18 protein-coding genes are annotated in these 17,046 nt (G+C 56.4%); 7 read left to right on the top strand and 11 right to left on the bottom strand.

The window, feature by feature from the left end:
* Positions 1–54 precede the first annotated feature (54 nt).
* The 7 genes from AC2FI9_RS02465 to guaA form a co-directional block, all read right to left on the bottom strand.
* Positions 55–1,008, bottom strand: a complete 954-nt coding sequence (locus AC2FI9_RS02465) for an alpha/beta fold hydrolase (protein ID WP_496765254.1) — start codon at positions 1,006–1,008, stop codon at positions 55–57.
* Positions 998–1,915: a homoserine O-acetyltransferase MetA gene (gene metA, locus AC2FI9_RS02460; protein ID WP_058271457.1), complete on the bottom strand. Its 918-nt coding sequence runs from the start codon at positions 1,913–1,915 to the stop codon at positions 998–1,000. Before metA ends, AC2FI9_RS02465 begins: the two co-directional genes overlap by 11 nt.
* A 39-nt stretch (positions 1,916–1,954) precedes the next feature.
* Complete coding sequence (locus tag AC2FI9_RS02455; RefSeq protein ID WP_496765252.1) at positions 1,955–2,827, bottom strand: ATPase; 873 nt, start codon at positions 2,825–2,827, stop codon at positions 1,955–1,957.
* A gap of 49 nt (positions 2,828–2,876) precedes the next feature.
* Positions 2,877–3,773 (bottom strand): DMT family transporter, encoded by an 897-nt coding sequence (locus AC2FI9_RS02450; RefSeq protein ID WP_282118578.1) that lies wholly within the window; start codon positions 3,771–3,773, stop codon positions 2,877–2,879.
* A 101-nt stretch (positions 3,774–3,874) separates the two neighbouring features.
* The gene (locus tag AC2FI9_RS02445; RefSeq protein ID WP_496765250.1) at positions 3,875–5,002 is read right to left on the bottom strand and encodes an OmpP1/FadL family transporter; all 1,128 of its coding nucleotides are present in this window, start codon (positions 5,000–5,002) and stop codon (positions 3,875–3,877) included.
* Between the two features lie 121 nt (positions 5,003–5,123).
* Positions 5,124–6,029 (bottom strand): DMT family transporter, encoded by a 906-nt coding sequence (locus tag AC2FI9_RS02440; RefSeq protein ID WP_496765248.1) that lies wholly within the window; start codon positions 6,027–6,029, stop codon positions 5,124–5,126.
* Positions 6,030–6,126: 97 nt separating this feature from the next.
* Positions 6,127–7,686: a glutamine-hydrolyzing GMP synthase gene (gene guaA, locus AC2FI9_RS02435; protein WP_496765244.1), complete on the bottom strand. Its 1,560-nt coding sequence runs from the start codon at positions 7,684–7,686 to the stop codon at positions 6,127–6,129.
* A gap of 91 nt (positions 7,687–7,777) precedes the next feature.
* Here guaA and AC2FI9_RS02430 point away from each other — a divergent pair, with 91 nt between their 5' ends.
* Positions 7,778–8,218, top strand: coding sequence for a GNAT family N-acetyltransferase (locus AC2FI9_RS02430; RefSeq protein WP_496765241.1), 441 nt, complete (start codon positions 7,778–7,780; stop codon positions 8,216–8,218).
* Positions 8,219–8,351: 133 nt separating this feature from the next.
* Entirely contained in the window at positions 8,352–9,896 is a 1,545-nt protein-coding gene (locus AC2FI9_RS02425; RefSeq protein WP_496722559.1) for a trimethylamine methyltransferase family protein, read from the top strand.
* Here AC2FI9_RS02425 and AC2FI9_RS02420 read toward each other — a convergent pair whose 3' ends face one another.
* Positions 9,897–10,196: a DUF6477 family protein gene (locus AC2FI9_RS02420; RefSeq protein ID WP_108859085.1), complete on the bottom strand. Its 300-nt coding sequence runs from the start codon at positions 10,194–10,196 to the stop codon at positions 9,897–9,899.
* A 240-nt stretch (positions 10,197–10,436) separates the two neighbouring features.
* Between AC2FI9_RS02420 and AC2FI9_RS02415 the strand changes: the two genes are divergently transcribed.
* Both AC2FI9_RS02415 and AC2FI9_RS02410 read left to right on the top strand, forming a co-directional pair.
* On the top strand, positions 10,437–11,546 hold the full coding sequence (locus AC2FI9_RS02415) for a DUF6456 domain-containing protein (protein WP_496765238.1): 1,110 nt from the start codon (positions 10,437–10,439) through the stop codon (positions 11,544–11,546).
* 52 nt (positions 11,547–11,598) lie between these two features.
* Entirely contained in the window at positions 11,599–12,522 is a 924-nt protein-coding gene (locus AC2FI9_RS02410; RefSeq protein WP_496765236.1) for a hydrogen peroxide-inducible genes activator, read from the top strand.
* Positions 12,523–12,569: 47 nt separating this feature from the next.
* On the opposite strand, the gene AC2FI9_RS02405 is transcribed toward AC2FI9_RS02410, so the two are convergent.
* On the bottom strand, positions 12,570–13,118 hold the full coding sequence (locus AC2FI9_RS02405; protein WP_496765232.1) for a peroxiredoxin: 549 nt from the start codon (positions 13,116–13,118) through the stop codon (positions 12,570–12,572).
* Between the two features lie 263 nt (positions 13,119–13,381).
* On the opposite strand from AC2FI9_RS02405, the gene lipA reads away from it, so the two are divergent.
* Both lipA and AC2FI9_RS02395 read left to right on the top strand, forming a co-directional pair.
* Positions 13,382–14,332, top strand: coding sequence for a lipoyl synthase (gene lipA / locus AC2FI9_RS02400; protein ID WP_058277796.1), 951 nt, complete (start codon positions 13,382–13,384; stop codon positions 14,330–14,332).
* Positions 14,329–15,471: an amidohydrolase gene (locus tag AC2FI9_RS02395; RefSeq protein ID WP_496765230.1), complete on the top strand. Its 1,143-nt coding sequence runs from the start codon at positions 14,329–14,331 to the stop codon at positions 15,469–15,471. The genes lipA and AC2FI9_RS02395 overlap by 4 nt, the downstream gene beginning before the upstream one ends.
* Before the next feature lie 4 nt (positions 15,472–15,475).
* On the opposite strand, the gene AC2FI9_RS02390 is transcribed toward AC2FI9_RS02395, so the two are convergent.
* Positions 15,476–15,835, bottom strand: coding sequence for a hypothetical protein (locus tag AC2FI9_RS02390; RefSeq protein WP_496765225.1), 360 nt, complete (start codon positions 15,833–15,835; stop codon positions 15,476–15,478).
* A gap of 131 nt (positions 15,836–15,966) precedes the next feature.
* Positions 15,967–16,509 carry a hypoxanthine phosphoribosyltransferase gene (gene hpt / locus AC2FI9_RS02385; RefSeq protein WP_058271886.1) on the bottom strand — a complete coding sequence of 181 codons (543 nt, stop codon included), beginning with the start codon at positions 16,507–16,509 and terminating at the stop codon, positions 15,967–15,969.
* A gap of 71 nt (positions 16,510–16,580) precedes the next feature.
* Between hpt and AC2FI9_RS02380 the strand changes: the two genes are divergently transcribed.
* Positions 16,581–17,027 (top strand): type II toxin-antitoxin system RatA family toxin, encoded by a 447-nt coding sequence (locus AC2FI9_RS02380; RefSeq protein WP_496765222.1) that lies wholly within the window; start codon positions 16,581–16,583, stop codon positions 17,025–17,027.
* Positions 17,028–17,046 lie beyond the last annotated feature (19 nt).

Raw genomic sequence — 17,046 nt, 5'->3', positions numbered from 1 at the left:
GCCATATGCTACCTCGCCATAAAATCCATATCCTACTATGGATTAGCTGGCGGTTTAACGCAAACCCGCTCGCTCGGCGGCGCGGTCGATTGCTGAGGCAACCTCGGGGGCGGCCACAACCTGCGGCATGTGACCAATACCCGGAAGCTCGATCAGTTCCGCGTCAGGGATTTGGTCGACCAGTTGTTCTGCATGCCAGGCAAATTTGACAGTGGTGTCAGCCGTTCCGTGAACAACTTCGGTCGGTACGGTAATTTTGCCATAGCGGGGTTGCAGGGCGCGAACTTCATCCAACAGATTGGCCCGCTGCTTGGCATTCGCATGCATCGAGGCGCGTCGCATTGTCAGGCCGGGGCCGAAGTGCTGTGAATATCCCTCGGGTGCCGTCTGCGGGGCAAAGACCTTGTCCAACGCTTTTTCCACGTACCATTCGGGAACGAACGCGGTGATCAGCGGCAGGGCCAGCGTATTGCCTGCCTCAGTCGACGCCAGCTTGTTGAAACCGTCCAGCGGCGTCTCCCACGGGATTGCAGCCGGTGCGATCAAAACAAGGGCAGAAATGTTGTCGGGCCGGGTGACCGCCCAAGCCAGCGATACCGATCCGCCATAGCTTTGCCCTGCAACAATAGGTTTTTCCGCCCCCAATTGGGCAGCGGCTTTTTTCAGGATTAACGCTTGTTCTTCAATGGTTTCGCCGTCCGGATTGAAGCTATCGCTATAGCCCAGACCGGGTCGGTCGAACACGATTACACGGAAGTTCTCGGCCAGGATCGGTGCAAGAGCAAAGGTCATGTCACGGGTGTTACCGCTGGATCCGTGGATCAGAACCACATCGGGGCCGTCGCCCATGACCACCGCATGGACGGCGATACCGTCGACCATCACCATTTCACCCTCGGGGGGAAACCGAGCCTCAGCCGCAGCCTCATTCTGTGCTGCGCGCCAGACGGTGAGCAGAATCAGACCCGATAGGACGAGGCCAAGGAATATCAGAACTTTAATGACCAACGTCTTCCATGTTGAACGGTGTGGACTGGTAAATCTCGTTGATCCAATTGCCATAAAGTAGATGCGCATGGCTGCGCCATCTGTTTTGCGGCGGTTGTGATGGATCGTCGTCTGGATAGTAGTTCATCGGCACGTTGATGGGTGTCCCGTTCGAGACATCGCGATCATATTCCTGCTTCAACGTATCACTGTCATATTCGAAATGGTTGAAGATATAGATCGCACGATGCGAAGGGTCCTCGACCAGACAGGGGCCGACCTCATCGCTTCCCAACAATGTCGTCAGGCCGGGCGCGCTGTTGATCTCAGATTGGTTCATTGTGGTCCAGCGGCTGACCGGGATCACGCAATCATCGGAAAACCCACGCAAAAACGGGGAAGAAGGGGCCAGATTCTGGTGCCGATAGCAACCAAACGCTTTGGCATCGAGCGCCTGCTTGTCGATGCCGTGGAAATGGTTAATCATCGCCATACCACCCCAGCAGACGCCAAAGGTGGAATGGACGTTTGTCTGAGTCCACTCAAAAACCTCGGTCATCTCGTCCCAATAGGTGACGTCATCGAACTCCAGATGCTCGATCGGCGCGCCCGTGATGATCAGGCCGTCGAATTTCTGATCCTTTACCTCTTGGAACGGTTGATAGAACTCGGCCATATGATCGGCGGCGGTGTTCCTGGTGCGATGTTCGGTCATGCGGATCAGCGACAGGTCTATCTGCAGCGGAGTCGCTCCGATCAGGCGCGCGAACTGGTTTTCGGTCTGAATCTTTTTGGGCATCAGATTCAGCAACCCGATCCGCAAGGGGCGGATGTCCTGACGCATCGCCTGATCCGCGGCCATGACCATGACGCCCTCTTTGGTGAGAACGTCGTAAGCGGGCAGGTCGGAAGGGATCTTGATCGGCATCAGGTGCAAGCCTTTGGAGTTACTGTGTAGAGGGGGTAATTAAGCCCGGTTTGTCCGGGTCTCAAGGGTGCGTTCGATCAACTCATCGAAATCACCCGCATCGCGGACCTTGTGCATGTCATCAGCGGTGACTGTGACACCCCAATTGTCCGCCATGGCCTGATAGCGCGGTTGGCGGTGCGCCAATGCGCGGGCATAGGTCCAGCGAATAAAGGTGTCCGGGTCGACGTCCTCGGGTGCGTAACCATGTTCGGTGAGGTATTCGTCCCAGACCCGGGTCAGAAACTCTGCCTGATAGGACATCGGCTTAGGGGCTTTATCGAAACGGCGGATCAGTTCAGCGGTGTGGTCCTCATCGCCCTTAATCCAGATCATCAGGGTTTGGCGGGACAGCTCGGACAAGACATGATCAGCCGGGTCCTCAGGATCGACCCATTCGCAAATTGACCCGCCGGTATCGCAGATGAAGTTCGGGTATTGATACAAACGCTTGGCGCGGTCGATGAAATACTCGGTGTCCAACAGGGCGTGGATCTCAGCAAGGCGGAACTGTTCCTGCCGACGACGATATTCAGTCAGCTCAAGCCCGCCGTGCGCCGGGTTGCCCGGTTTGCCTAGATAGGTCGCAACAGGTGTCAGGTTTTCGAACGAGATATTTGAGCCGATATAGATCGAATCCGACAGCAACAGGTCGCGCAGGAAGGGCACCTTCATCGCCTCGGCCTTGGCATTGTCGATGATGTATTCGCCCATGTACCGGGTGCCGATGCGGTAATCGATCGAGTAGTGGAACCAGTCCCCGGAATCGCGCAGCACGTTCGACACATAGGTCTTACCCAGCCCAGACATGCCGAAGAACAGCACTTTTTTCCGGGCCGCTTCGCGCCAGTCCTTTGCCGAGCTGTAGATCATTGTCCGCTGTCCCTTTTTCTGACCTAGCTAAAACGGGCAGGGGGCGGCGTCAATCACGTGAGCGGGACCAGTTCAGAATCAACAACCCGATCGCCAGCACGGCAAAGCCCAAAAAGGCCTGCGGCGGTAAGGTTTCGTCGCGCACCAGTGTGCCTAACACGATGGCGACTGGCGGTATGACAAGCGTTACTAACATCAGGTTTCCGGCCCCGGCCATGGCAAGAACGCGGTAGTACAGCAAGTACGCTCCGGCTGTTGCGATCAGGGCGTAATAGGCAATGGCCGCCCACGTGATCGCCGGCAAGTTCAAAACGGGAAGCCCGTCGACCACGAGGGAAACAGGCAAAATCAGAATGGTTGAGCCGGTCAGCATGCCAGCTGCGGCAACTATGGGAGACAAGCCAGACAACTTGATTCTGGCCCAGGCGCTGGCCAACGCGTAAGAAACTGTTCCTGCGATGATTGCCAGTTGGGCAACGCTTTGAAGGTTGAAAGTCGCGAAATTCTTGAGGCCAATTGCAATTGCTACACCCAGAAACCCCAGACCGACGCCCACACCACGAGCAAGGGTCAACCTCTCGTCCTTGAAAAACATAGCGGCGATCAGGACGCCGAAGACGGCGGTTGCTGCATTCAGGATCGAGGTCAGGCCAGTTTCGATGTAAAGCTGCCCCCAAGCCATAAGCGAGAATGGGATGGCATTGTTCAACAACCCCATCATCAGGAATGCGCCCCAGATGCGCGGACTGGTGGGAACACTCAGCTTTTTAACCCAGACAACGATCCACAACGCCAGCATCGCCCAGAATACGCGGTGCAGAACCGAGGTCATGACGGGGATCGTGTCCAATGCGACGCGGATCGAGATAAAGGATGCGCCCCAGATCACGCCCAGAAGCAACAGTTCGGCCCAAGCCCTTGGAGACAGGTGTTTTTGAGGTTCCATAGCCCGTTCTCGCATTCCCCAAGGCGATGTTCGACCCGAAACTTGCGCAAAGAAAAACCCCGCCGAAAGTGGCGGGGTTTGTTAGTGGATTGGTAGCGGGATCAATTCAGCGTGTAAGTGAGCTGCAGACCGACGCTCCATGCTGAGTTGCCCGAGAATTCGCCACCTGTGGTGGTGGTCGCATCGCCGATATCGGTATAGCGGATGCCGCCAGAAATCTGCGCCTGCTCGATGGTGTATGTACCACCTACGCCAAGGCTCCAGAAACCGTCGGTGGGGCCGAGGTTCGAAACAGTGGAACCTGAGGACGTTTCATAGCCCGCAGAGATCGCGCCAGAGAACTCTTCGGTGAACTTGTAGCCAAGACCCAGTGTGTAGGTGAAGGTGTCGTCCGCGTAGTCAACCAGGTTCTGTTGTGCAGCGGCAGTATAAACCGGCGGTGCCAGAACTGTCTGTGGCCAGTCAACCCAGCGGATCGAGCCGAACAGCAGCGTTTTTGGTGCCACACCGGTCTGGAAGTCCAGATTTACCGATTGAGGCGTCACAACTTCGGTTTCGGTCTGTGCGGTCACAAGCGGTGCGGGGACGGGCGGTGGTCTCCGGTTGATGGACTCTGTCGAGTCGAAATCGTGTGTGATTTTCGAGTTGTAGGTCAGTGCGACACGTGCCGCGATCTCGGGACGTTCCCATGCGACGCCTATGACGTAACCGAAGTCAACCTCAGAACCGGATTCAAATTCGTAACCGGCAACAACCGGGACAGCAACGGTTGCCTTGGCTCGCTGCGCGCGAATACCGCCGATTGCGCTGAAGCCGCCATCGAACTTGTAACGCACCAGGGCAGTAATCGCATCAACATCCGCTTTAGCGCGCAAAACGTCGGTGCGACCACCAAAAGCGGCCAAGGGGTTCTGCGACAAAGGATAGTTCGACGGGTACTCGACATCGGCACCGTACGGTTCATCATAAATGAGAGCAAAGTCCAACTGATCGGTAAACGAATGCTTGTATGCTAGGTGTGGTGTCCAGAAGCTTTTGGCGATGTTTCCGGAATCAACACCGTTCTGCTCACCGCTCACGTCGGGGTTTGCGTAACCCAAACGGAACTGAACAACAGAACCTTCCTCAAACAGAATGTTGACGCCCTGGCCGCTGCGATCAAGACCGCCTGCGTAAGCACCGGTTGCGCCAACGCATACCGCACACGCCTGTAGAAGCGCTTTTTTCATTAGTTCCTCCCTCTAGGTCTCCTGGAGGTCAGCGCCTGTTGATATGTGGTGCGGACTGACCTGCATTGTGGTGCTCGATATTTTCTTGAGCTTTACCTTATCGTCAACTGGTGACCGTGCGTTACTTGTGTTGAGTGTCGCGTAGAGGTGTTGCCAAACTGTTACGATTCTCGGCGTGAACGTTCAGGAAAATACCTACGAAAATTACCGCAGCGCCTAATAGGGTCCAGTGATCCAGCGGTTCGTGATACAGAACCATACCTATGACCGCGATTGTGGGCAGGCGTGCAAAGTCAAACGGCACCACAACGGTTGCCGGGGCAATCGCCAGCGCATTTGTGATGCAGTAATGCGCCAGCAGCCCGGCCAGTCCCACCAGTAACAAAAACGGAGCTGTGCTTGCCGAGGGCAGGGTGATTTGTCCGTCGATACCCGATGCGACCAGCCCCAGCACGGCTTGCATTACTGTCAGCCAGAACATGATGCATCCGATGCTGGCAAAACGAGTGAGGGACTTTGTCGATATCGTTGTTAAGGCGAAGAAAACAGCGGACATAGCAGCGGTCATCACACCTGCACTGAGAGGCACGGTGCCCGGCCGGGCGACCAGTAGAATTCCGGCAAATCCGATCAGCGCCGATAACATGCGCACGGTCGTCAGGCGCTCTTTCAATAGAAGTGGAGACAGCAGTATGACCCATATCGGCTGCGTAAACTCCAGCGCAAACACCTGTGCCAACGGAATGACGCTGACCGCATAGAACCAGAGGTTTTGCCCGGTGAAATGCAATACGTTCCGGATGCCGTGCAAGCCGATCCGTTCGGTCGAAACCTGGTGCCACTTTCGAGTCAGAGTCAGGATCAGGGCGACCACGCAGATGCCGACGAGGCTGCGGTAGAACATGATTTCGAACGTGTCGTGGGTCACGCTCAGTTCACGGCCCGCGATTGCCATGGACGAGAATGAGGCAATCGCCCCGGTCATCCAGAGCGCTGCCTTGCCGATCTGTGGTCTGGCCGTTTCCATCCGGGCGCCTGTAGCTTTTGGTTATACCAATTTGATTGCTATCGATTTCTTCACGGCGTGAAAAACAAAAAAGCCGGGACAGAGCCCGGCTTTCGCATTATTCCCACTCGATGGTTCCGGGTGGCTTTGATGTGATGTCATAGGTGCATCGGTTGATGCCTTTGACCTCGTTGATGATCCGAGTGGCCGTCTCGCCAAGGAACTCGTGGCTGAACGGATAGTAATCGGCAGTCATGCCATCCACCGATGTCACCGCGCGCAGGGCACAAGCGTAGTCATAGGTGCGGCCGTCGCCCATGACGCCTACAGTACGCACGGGCAGGATGGCCACAAAGGCTTGCCAGATGTCATCGTAAAGGCCGTGTTTGCGTATCTGGTCGATATAGACCGCATCTGCTTCGCGCAGGATGTCCAGCTTTTCACGGGTGATCTCACCGGGGCAGCGAATCGCCAGACCGGGACCGGGGAAGGGGTGGCGGCCAATAAAGCTCTGGGGCAGGCCTAACTCGCGACCCAGCGCGCGGACTTCGTCCTTGAACAGCTCGCGCAGCGGCTCGACCAGTTTCAGTCCCATCTTTTCGGGCAGGCCGCCAACATTGTGGTGCGACTTGATCGTGACGGATGGGCCGCCCGAGAAGGACACCGATTCAATCACGTCAGGATACAGCGTGCCTTGCGCAAGGAACTCTGCACCATCGATGGTGTCGGCGTGTTTCTGGAATACGTCGATGAATAGCTTGCCGATGATTTTGCGCTTGGTCTCGGGGTCGCTTTGGCCTTCAAGCTCACCAAGGAACAGATCGCTTTCGTTCGCGTGGATCAGCTGGATGTTGTAATTATCGCGGAACATGCCGACGACTTCTTCGGCCTCGTTCTTGCGCAGCAAGCCATGGTCCACGAAAACGCAGGTCAACTGATCACCGATTGCCTCGTGGATCAGGATCGCCGCAACCGAGCTGTCGACACCACCGGACAGACCGCAGATGACCTTTTTGTCGCCGACCTGCTCGCGGATCTTTTCGATCATTTGTTCGCGATAGGCACCCATGGTCCAATCGCCCTTGAACCCGGCCAGCTTGACGAAATTCTCATACAGTTTTGCGCCCTTGGGTGTGTGGTGAACTTCAGGGTGGAACTGAACCGCATAGAAGTGACGGTCGCTGTCCGCTGTAATCGCGAAAGGTGCGTTGGGTGAGGTGCCGTAAACGGTGAAGCCGGGCGCGATTTCGCTGACATGGTCGCCGTGGCTCATCCAGACCTGCTCGTCACCGTCCGAAAACCAGCCTTCCAAAATATCCAGCTTTGCCTGCGGGGTAACAAACGCACGCCCGAACTCGGCCGTGCCGTGTCCGCTTTCAACTTTGCCGCCCAGCTGGTGCATCATCACCTGTTGGCCGTAACAGATACCAAGGATTGGAACGCCGTAATCAAAGATCTCTTGCGGTACACGGGGCGAACCCTCACGTGTCACGCTGTCAGGACCGCCCGAGAATATCACGGCCTTCGGGGCCATTTCCCGCACAAAGTCCATTGTGACTTTTTGATAGGGGTGGATTTCGCAATAGACATTCAGCTCGCGCAGGCGGCGCGCAATAAGCTGCGTAACCTGGCTGCCGAAGTCGATGATCAGAAGGCGGTCATGGGTGTCTTGGGTCATGGTTGGCTATTAGGTCGCAAGCCTTGCATGTGCAAGCGCTATGACGTCATTTGTGCAATTGAGCCTCAGGATAATACAGAAAGAGCGCGAGATGCCCGAGATCGTACTACGCCGCGCAAGTGCTGCTGATACCGAAGCGGTCACAACCTGCATTGCGGCGGCCTATGCGGAGGCATTGCGCGATATTCCTGATCTGCCCGATGTCACGGACGGCGTTGGCGACGACATCGCCGCGCATCAGGCCTGGGTTGCCGCGAAGGATGAAGACATCGTCGGGTTTATTGTTTTTGACGAGGTCGATTCTGCGGTGATGATCTTTAACCTTGCCGTATCGCCAAAGGCACAAGGGGCAGGGTTGGCGAGGCGGTTGATCGAATTAGCTGAACAAGAAGCCAACGGAACGGGCGCCACTAAGCTCAGGTTGCGAACGCACAAATTGATGCGAGCGACAGTCTCCATGTACCACTACTTGGGCTGGCACGAGAAAGAGGTGAGCGGAAAGACCATCCTGATGGAGAAGGAACTTTACTGATCAGAGCAAGTGCCTGACGGTTTTGGTTTATGCAGATGTCGCTTTTCCCCCTATAGCGCCGTAAATTAGATGCATTGCCCCAAATGCTTGCTGTAACAAACTGATCAACTCAATCATTAGACGGGATCTTCTCATGGCAGAGGCAAACACCCGGCGTCGGGCAAGAGGTGGCGGTGGCGCCGCCCGCCGGGCCGAACGTACCGCGGTTCGCATCGAAACGGCGAAATACATCGAACGGAATATTCCGAACTTCGAGGTTCTCAACGAAGAAGCGTTGGAAATCATCGAAACCAATGCGGAAACCATTCTAGCCGAAGTCGGCGTGAACTTTGTCGACAACCCAGCCGCGTTGCAGCGCTGGAAAGATGTTGGCGCCGATGTCGATGGTGAACGCGTCCGCATTCCGCGTGGTCTGGCACGTCAGCTGATCAAAACCGCGCCCAGCGAATTCACGCAGCACGCCCGTAACCCCGAAAAATCGGTTGTCATCGGTGGCCGTAATCTGGTTCTGGCCCCGGTGTACGGCCCGCCTTTTGTGCGGGACGCGCAAGGTGGCCGTCGCTATGCGACTATGGAAGATTTCAACAAGTTCGTGAAACTGGCCTATATGTCCAAGTGGTTGCACCATTCGGGCGGGACTGTTTGCGAACCCACCGACGTTCCGGTGAACAAGCGTCACCTGGACATGCTGATGGCGCACATGACCTTGTCGGACAAGCCGTTCATGGGCTCGGTCACCGATCCCAGCCGCGCGCAGGATTCGGTTGAGATGTGCGAGATTCTGTTCGGCAAAGAGTTCGTTCAGGAAAACACGGTGATGACCTCGCTGACCAACATCAACTCGCCGATGACCTTCGACGATGTGATGATGGGCGCGCTTGAGGTTTATGCGAAGAACAATCAGGCCTGCATCATCTCGCCCTTTATCGTGGGCGGTGCGATGGCACCGGTTTCGATTGCGGGGACACTGACGCAGGTTCTGGCCGAAGTTCTGGCCGGCGTGGCCTATAGTCAGATCATCCGCCCGGGTGCACCTGCAATCTTTGGTGCCTTTGTGTCGTCGATCGACATGAACTCTGGTGCACCGACCTTTGGTACACCTGAGGCTTCGTTGGTCACCTACGGAGCGGGCCAGTTGGCGCGACGTCTGAATCTGCCGTTCCGCTCGGCCGGGTCGTTCTGCGGCTCGAAACTGCCTGACGCACAGGCGGCCTATGAGACCGCGAACTCGCTGAACATGGGGCTGATGTCTGGTGTGAACTTCATGCTGCATTCCTGCGGCTGGCTTGAAGGCGGTCTGGTGGCCGATTTTGAAAAGTTTGTCATGGATGCCGACCAGTTGGGTGTTCTGCATAGCCTGGCCAAAGGCGTGGCATATGATGAGAATGCGCAGGCGATGGATGCGATCCGCGAGGTTGGCCCCGGCGGCCACTATCTGGGCTGCGCCCATACGCAGGCGAATTTCAAAGAAGCGTTCTGGAAGTCCGATGTTCTGGATTACAAACCCTTCGAGACCTGGGAAGACGAAGGCGGGCGCGACACACGCCAATTGGCCACGTCGCGGGTCGAGCATCTGCTGGCCAACTACCAGCAACCGCAACTCGATCCCGCCGTCAACGAAGCATTGAACGCATACGTGGCGGAAAAGAAAGCTTCCATGCCGGATGCCTTCACCTGATCATTGATATTGCGCGGCGCGACTGGCTTTGAACAGTTGCGCCTCGCCCAACAGCGCGATCAGCAGGTCCAGATGGCGGACCAACGAATAGGCGGCGTCTTCGGCCAGTCTTTGGGCGTTAACCTCTCGTTCCAATTCCAACAAACGAACCAGCGCAGACCCTGTGCCGGGCAGTGATCCGTATCCCAGAACACGCTGAAGATGCCGATCCCGATCATACTCCTGCGCCCCAATTTTTGCGGCCCGAGCCAACAGGCGTGGGCGGCGGAGCGTTGTAATCATGGTCATCAGGTCCTGCATTTCGGTGATCCCTTGGTTGAACAGAAGAAAGCCATTTGTCACACAACCTAAACGAGTGTTGCCTTGTGCGGGTTCCCTCCGAACTCTGACTTCATGAGTGTTTATGATTTTGAATCAAATCTGGTTGTTGTCTCTCCGGGTTAACGAACGAGTAACGAAAGCGGCTCTAGTTAGGATTGGTTAACACATTCACCGGGGGCGATTGAGAACCGATTGTTTTGTCGACGAGGGCAAGTGACTATGCAAGAAAACATGGCTTTCACCATTCCGGCGTGGGTGCCTGAAGGGGCGCAGAGATACCTGGCGCATACCGAAACCGGTCAATCGATCCGCGACATCGCGCGATCCGTGGGGTGCCATGCGTCAACCATACTCAGGCAAATCCGACGTATTGAAATGCGCCGGGACGATCCGTTGGTGGATGCTGCGCTGCAAGCGCTGGCAGAGGTCCATTTCACGGATCAACAAGGGCGCGCTGGGTCCCTGAACGAGCCTTTGGGGATTCAGGCCAACGATGCAACAAGCAAGGACGATGAGTTTAACCGCGAAGCTCTTCGAATTTTGCGTCGCCTTTGTGAAACCGGCGCGGTTCTGGCTGTGGCGGAAGAGATGGACAAGGCTGTGGTCGTTCGGGATACCGGCGACAGCGGGACCGCAAGAACCGCAATCGTCGATTGCACGATTGCGCAAGCGCTGGCTCTGAATGATTGGATATCCTGCGACAATCCCGGCCGTATTTCCCGGTATCGCATCTCTTCCTCTGGGCGGTCGGCCTTAAGCCAACTGATCGCCGAGGCCGAGAACAAAGCCCGCGCCAGAAACGAGTTCGGCATGGCCGAGGCGCAATCGCCGTTTCAGGCGCATGGCGAACAAAGACAGGGCAGGTCGTCGCACGACGCCAGACGTATTCGGTACAGTGCTGCCGAAAGTCCGCTGATCGCGTTGGCGCGCAGGCGGGACAAGGACGGAAAGCCCTTTCTCGACGAAACTCTGGTCGGCGCTGGCGAACGGCTGCGCGAAGACTTTGAACTGTCGCAGATCGGTCCGCAGGTTGCCCAAAACTGGGATCACTTTCTAACGGCCGGGGGGCGGGGAAGTTTCGCAAATGGAACGTATGCAGGCCAGGGATCGTCAGACGCGCGCGCTCGGGTTGAACGTGCCCTGTCGGATCTGGGACCGGGGTTAAGCGACGTGGCACTGCGGTGCTGCTGTTACCTTGAGGGGCTCGAATTAGCCGAAAAACGCATGGGGTGGTCGGCGCGTTCCGGGAAGATCGTGTTGCGCATCGCCTTGCAACGTCTAAAGCGCCATTACGAAGATCAAGCAGAGAAAACTCGCCTAATTGGGTAGAAATTCCATAATTCGCAGTTGAGGTTTCAGGGGGTAGTGATAGGAATTGCCTATGAATTTTACCCTCAGACAGCTTCAGTATTTCAATGCGGTGGCGGATCAGCGCAATTTTGGCCGTGCGGCGCAGGTCTGCCATGTTTCGCAGCCAGCGCTGTCGGTTCAAATCAAAGCGTTGGAAGAAACGTTGGGCGGCCCGCTGTTCGAACGTCAGGCGCGTGACATCCTGCTGACGCCATTGGGACGCGATGTGCTGGACTACGCCCGTCAGGTGCTTGGCGCGGCAGACAGGCTGGACCAGTTCGCCAAGGATCATTCCGTTGGGCATCGGTCCTTGGCGATTGGGATCATTCCGACAATTGCGCCTTATCTTTTGCCTGGTGTGCTTGCCGGGTTGCGCACGGCAGATGTCTCCTTGCGGGTGCAGATCCGCGAGGCACGGACCGAGCGCTTGCTGGCCATGCTGCGGGCCGGGGAAATCGATGCCGGTGTGATGGCCTTGCCAGCTGGCGGCAACGAATTGTTTGAATTGCCGCTTTTCGAGGATCGCTTTCTGCTTGCCGGCAGCGTGGGGCGTCTTGGGACGGTGCGCACCGACCCTGATGCCTTGCGCCCGGTCGATTTGCAGACCGCGCAGTTGATGTTGCTGGATGACGGGCATTGCCTGACGGATCAAGCGCTTGAGGTCTGTGGTCAGGACAGGAGCAGCGGTTTGATCAATATGGGGGCGTCCTCATTGGCTACCCTGTCGCGACTGGTTGCCGAAGGGTTTGGTCTGACACTCATGCCTGAACTCGCGGCGCGCTCGGAAACCGAAGCAGTTCCGGGGCTCAAGCTCATGCGGTTCGGGGCACCGCAGCCTGCGCGGACGGTGGGGTTGGTCCGGCGCCTTTCGACGGGACATGAAGACTGGTTCGACAGTCTTGCGGAAGTCATCCGGCGTGTTGGCGATGATATCGTAACCGCGACACGCCATTAAAAAAGGCCCGCCAGAGGCGAGCCTTTGTTACGTCAGCCTGACAATTGTTATGCCAGTGCCGGTTCTTTGGCTTCTTCCAGGTGCTTCATCAGGGTTTCCGGGGACGAAACGCCATAGGGATCTTCTGGGCAGTTGTCCATCAGGCCGGGCTCTTCGAACCAAGCTTCGACCACGCCATCGGTTACGATGGCAGCGTAGCGCCACGAACGCATGCCAAAGCCCAAGTTTTCCTTCTCGACCAGCATGCCCATTTTGCGGGTAAATTCGCCCGAACCGTCAGGGATGACTTTGACGTTTTTAAGGCCCTGATCCTGTGCCCATTTGTTCATGACAAAGCTGTCATTCACGGACATGCAGTAGATTTCATCGATGCCCTTGGCAGCGAAATCGGCATACCCGTTTTCGAAACCGGGCAGTTGAAAGGTAGAGCATGTGGGTGTGAAAGCACCGGGCAGGGAAAACAGGATGACGCGCTTGCCTGCGAAGTAATCCGCGGTTGTTTTGTCTTCCCAACGGAACGGGTTGGATCCTTCGATTGCTTCGTCGCGGACACGAGTGTGGAAGGTAACGGAAGGCAGTTTTGCGCCGGTTTTCATCTACGGGCTCCTGTGATTCACATTAGAATTAATGGTGACCTAAAACAGTTCTAAACCGTCTTCAACGCCAGAAATGCTGCAATTGCGATATATCTTTAAGTGACAGTAAACGAAATTAAATCTGCCTTGAGTGTTTGAAGTGCGGGGCCGTATTCTGCGAGTGCAAACCTGACGTGCATGGCGGGTATACCCGGGTGGCATAGTCTGCGCGGGCGTATTATGTTAGGGCAAAGCAAATTGACCCAAAGTCAGGAAAGCCAGCCGTGCGTGATCTGAAGATCCCAGAACAACGTCATCCCGAAAAAGCGCATCGTCCAGACAATGCGCAGCCAAAAAAGCCCAAGTGGATACGCGTCAAGGCACCCGGCGGAAAGGGCTATGCTGAGACGCACAAGATCATGCGCGAGAATAATCTGGTCACTGTCTGTGAAGAGGCCGGATGCCCGAATGTCGGCGAATGCTGGAGCCAGGGCCACGCCACGATGATGATCATGGGCGAGATCTGCACGCGCGGCTGTACCTTCTGTAACATTGCAACGGGTCGCCCCGACTCATTGGATGCGTTTGAACCAGGGCGCGTGGCGCATGCGGTCGAAAAGCTGGGTTTGAACCACGTCGTGATCACATCTGTTGACCGCGATGATCTGAAGGACGGCGGTGCCGATCATTTCGCGCAGACGATACGCGCGGTGCGGCACCGGTCGCCGAAGACGACCATTGAAATCCTGACACCTGATTTCCTGAAATGTGACTCTTCCGTTCTTGAAACTGTCGTCGAGGCCAAGCCGGACGTGTTCAACCACAATCTGGAAACCGTACCCGGCCTGTATCTCGAAGTGCGTCCCGGTGCGCGTTATTTCCACTCGCTGCGGCTGTTGCAGCGCGTCAAAGAGCTGGACCCGTCTATTTTCACCAAATCGGGAATCATGGTCGGCTTGGGTGAGAATGAGCAAGAAGTTCGGCAGGTCATGGATGACATGCGAGCCGCCGATATCGACTTTCTAACCATCGGTCAGTATCTGCAGCCCACGCCCAAACACCATGGTGTGGATCGGTTCGTGACGCCGGAAGAATTCGCATCCTATGAAAAGGCAGCTTATGGCAAAGGGTTCCTGATGGTGTCCGCGACACCACTGACCCGGTCGTCTTACCACGCGGGGGATGACTTTGCCCGGTTGCGTGAGGCTCGCCAGAAAAAGCTGGAACAGGGGTGACACCCGAAGCGCACGCGCGGCTGACACGCCTGCGCCACAACCTGCACCAATATCCCGAACTTTCCGGGCAGGAGCACGATACCGCTGCCCGCATGACAGAGCTGTTGCAGGGATTCGGTGCGGACCATGTGCTTACCGGACTGGGGGGGCACGGTGTTGCCGCGGTTTTTGACAGTGGGCAAGCTGGGCCGACCGTGGGTATCCGGTGCGAGTTGGACGGACTGCCGATTCAAGAACTTGGCACGCACCCCTATGTGTCGAAGGTTCCGGGCAAAGGGCATTTGTGCGGCCATGATGGGCACATGACGATGGTGCTTGGCGTTGCCGAAGACCTGGGGCGACAGCGACCTAATAAGGGTCGGGTGGTTCTGATCTTTCAACCGGCTGAGGAAACCGGGCAGGGCGCCATCGCCTTTCGCACGGACCCCCAATTCGCGCAGATCGCGCCGGACTACGTGTTCTCTCTGCACAATCTGCCGGGATTGGAACTTGGCGCCGTTGAGTTATGTCAGGGTTCGGCTAACTGCGCCTCGCGCGGGATGAAGATAATCCTGACCGGCAAGACATCCCATGCGGCTGCGCCTCAGGATGGGAATTCCCCGGCTCGGGCAATGTCTGAATTGATGTTGCAACTGGCAGGTTTGGGCGCAGGCGGCGCGTTGGACGCTGATTTTGCGCTGACAACGGTGACGCATGCCCGTTTGGGAGAGCCGACTTTCGGCGTCGCTCCGGGGCAGGCCGAGATCTGGGTAACCTTGCGCACTGTTTCAGACGCCCGGATGCAAACGCTGATCACCGAGGCCGAGGCGCTGGCGCGCCGCGCTGCATCCACCGACAGTCTGGGTTTTGAGATCACCTATGACGATGTCTTCGAGGCCTGCGTCAATCACAGTGACGCGGTGAGCATCATCGCAACAGCCTGCGCCGAGCGTGGAGTGCCGTGCCATTCAACAAAGACGCCGCAAAAGTTCTCAGAAGACTTCGGGCAATTCGGCAAAGCCGCGAAAACGGCCATGTTCTGGCTGGGGTCGGGGCAGGATCATCCGCAATTGCATAACCCTGACTATGATTTCCCAGACGCACTTATCCCGGTAGGAGTAGACGTATTTGTTGCCGCAATTCGATCACTTAATGGCTGAAACTTCAGTTTACGAGATCGCTCACTATTCCAACGGCATCAATGACTGTCTTAGTGTCATCTGATATCGACAGGATTTCGTCATCCACGCGAATATATCGCTGACCGGCGGGTAGGGGCTTCAACTTCCAGCTGTCCAGGTCATCAAGATAATCAAAATTCAGATCGTTAGGGAGTTTCTGACCTCGCGTATAACGCTTGATCTGTCCGGGCGGTACACCAACGCCATTATTGGTCTTTATCGACTTTTCGATTTTCGACTTGTCTGGGCCTTTCCCTTTGCCCTTGTTGTCTTTTGCGTCCGCAAGACCAACCGTTGCGGCGACGGCGCAAGTCGCCAGAAGCCCAATAGACATTACTTTCATAAGCAGAATCCTCCCAAGATGGTCGGAGGGTAATCTGTTGTTGAGGGCGTTGTCCAATGGTATTCAATTAAGCGAATGAAAGGGTGCGCAGCTACTTTGACTATTGGAATCTGGGTTTGTTTTTGCCCCTCTCAGTCTTCGACAAATCGAACCTTACCAATAAACGGCAGGTTGCGATTGCGCTGCGCGTAGTCGATCCCGTAACCCACAACGAATTCGTCCGGAATTTCAAAGCCGATCCAATCGGAACGGAAATCGACCTCGCGCCGGCTGGGTTTGTCCAGCAAGGCAATGGACTTAAGTCGGCTTGGCTTGCGGCTGCGCAACAGTTTTGTGACGTGGTTCAGCGTGTGGCCGGTGTCGACAATATCCTCAACAGCCAAAACATCGCGCCCTTCAATCGCGCCGCGTAAGTCTTTGAGAATACGTACTTCCCGGCTGCTTTCCATCGCGTCTCCATACGAGGATACTTCGAGGAAATCGACTTCGATCGGCAGGTCCAGCTCGCGCACCAGATCCGCGATGAAGACGAAACTGCCGCGCAGCAGGCCGACCACGATCAGCTTGTCGGTATCTCCGAATTCTGCCGTGATTTCGCGGCATAATTCCTCGATTCGGGCTGCAATCGCCTTGGCCGAGATCATCGTATCTATCACATATGCGCGGTCGCTCATCGCTGCCCCCTTGATCTTTGGCGCGCAACATACGACATGACGCGCCATTGTCACCTGAAAAACCGGACGCCATGCCTACTCATTCGGAAACACGCCACCTTCTTTACACTGCGCAGCAGATGTACGAGCTGGTCGCCGATGTGGCCAAGTACCCCGAGTTTCTGCCGTGGTGCGCAGCTGCCCGCATTCGTCGGACCTATGCGGCGGGTGAGGCGCAAGTCATGGAAGCAGATCTGGTGATCTCGTTCAAAGTGTTCCGCGAACGGTTCGGCAGCCGGGTAACACTGTTTGCCGATCAGAAAAGAATCGACACTGAATATCTGGACGGTCCTTTCAAATACATGAAATCCGACTGGCAATTCGCTGACGCCGACGATGGCGGATGCAACATCACGTTCCACGTGGATTTCGAATTCAAGAACGCGATCCTTCAGGGGATCATCGGCGTGGTCTTCAACGAGGCTATGCATCGGATCGTTCAGGCCTTTGAGACCCGCGCGAAGGACTTGTACAGCTAGGTCTTTACCCCGGGTTGGC

It is taken from the genome of Ruegeria sp. CDSA246 (assembly GCF_059611225.1).
This window is presented reverse-complemented; position numbering and strand designations above follow the sequence as displayed.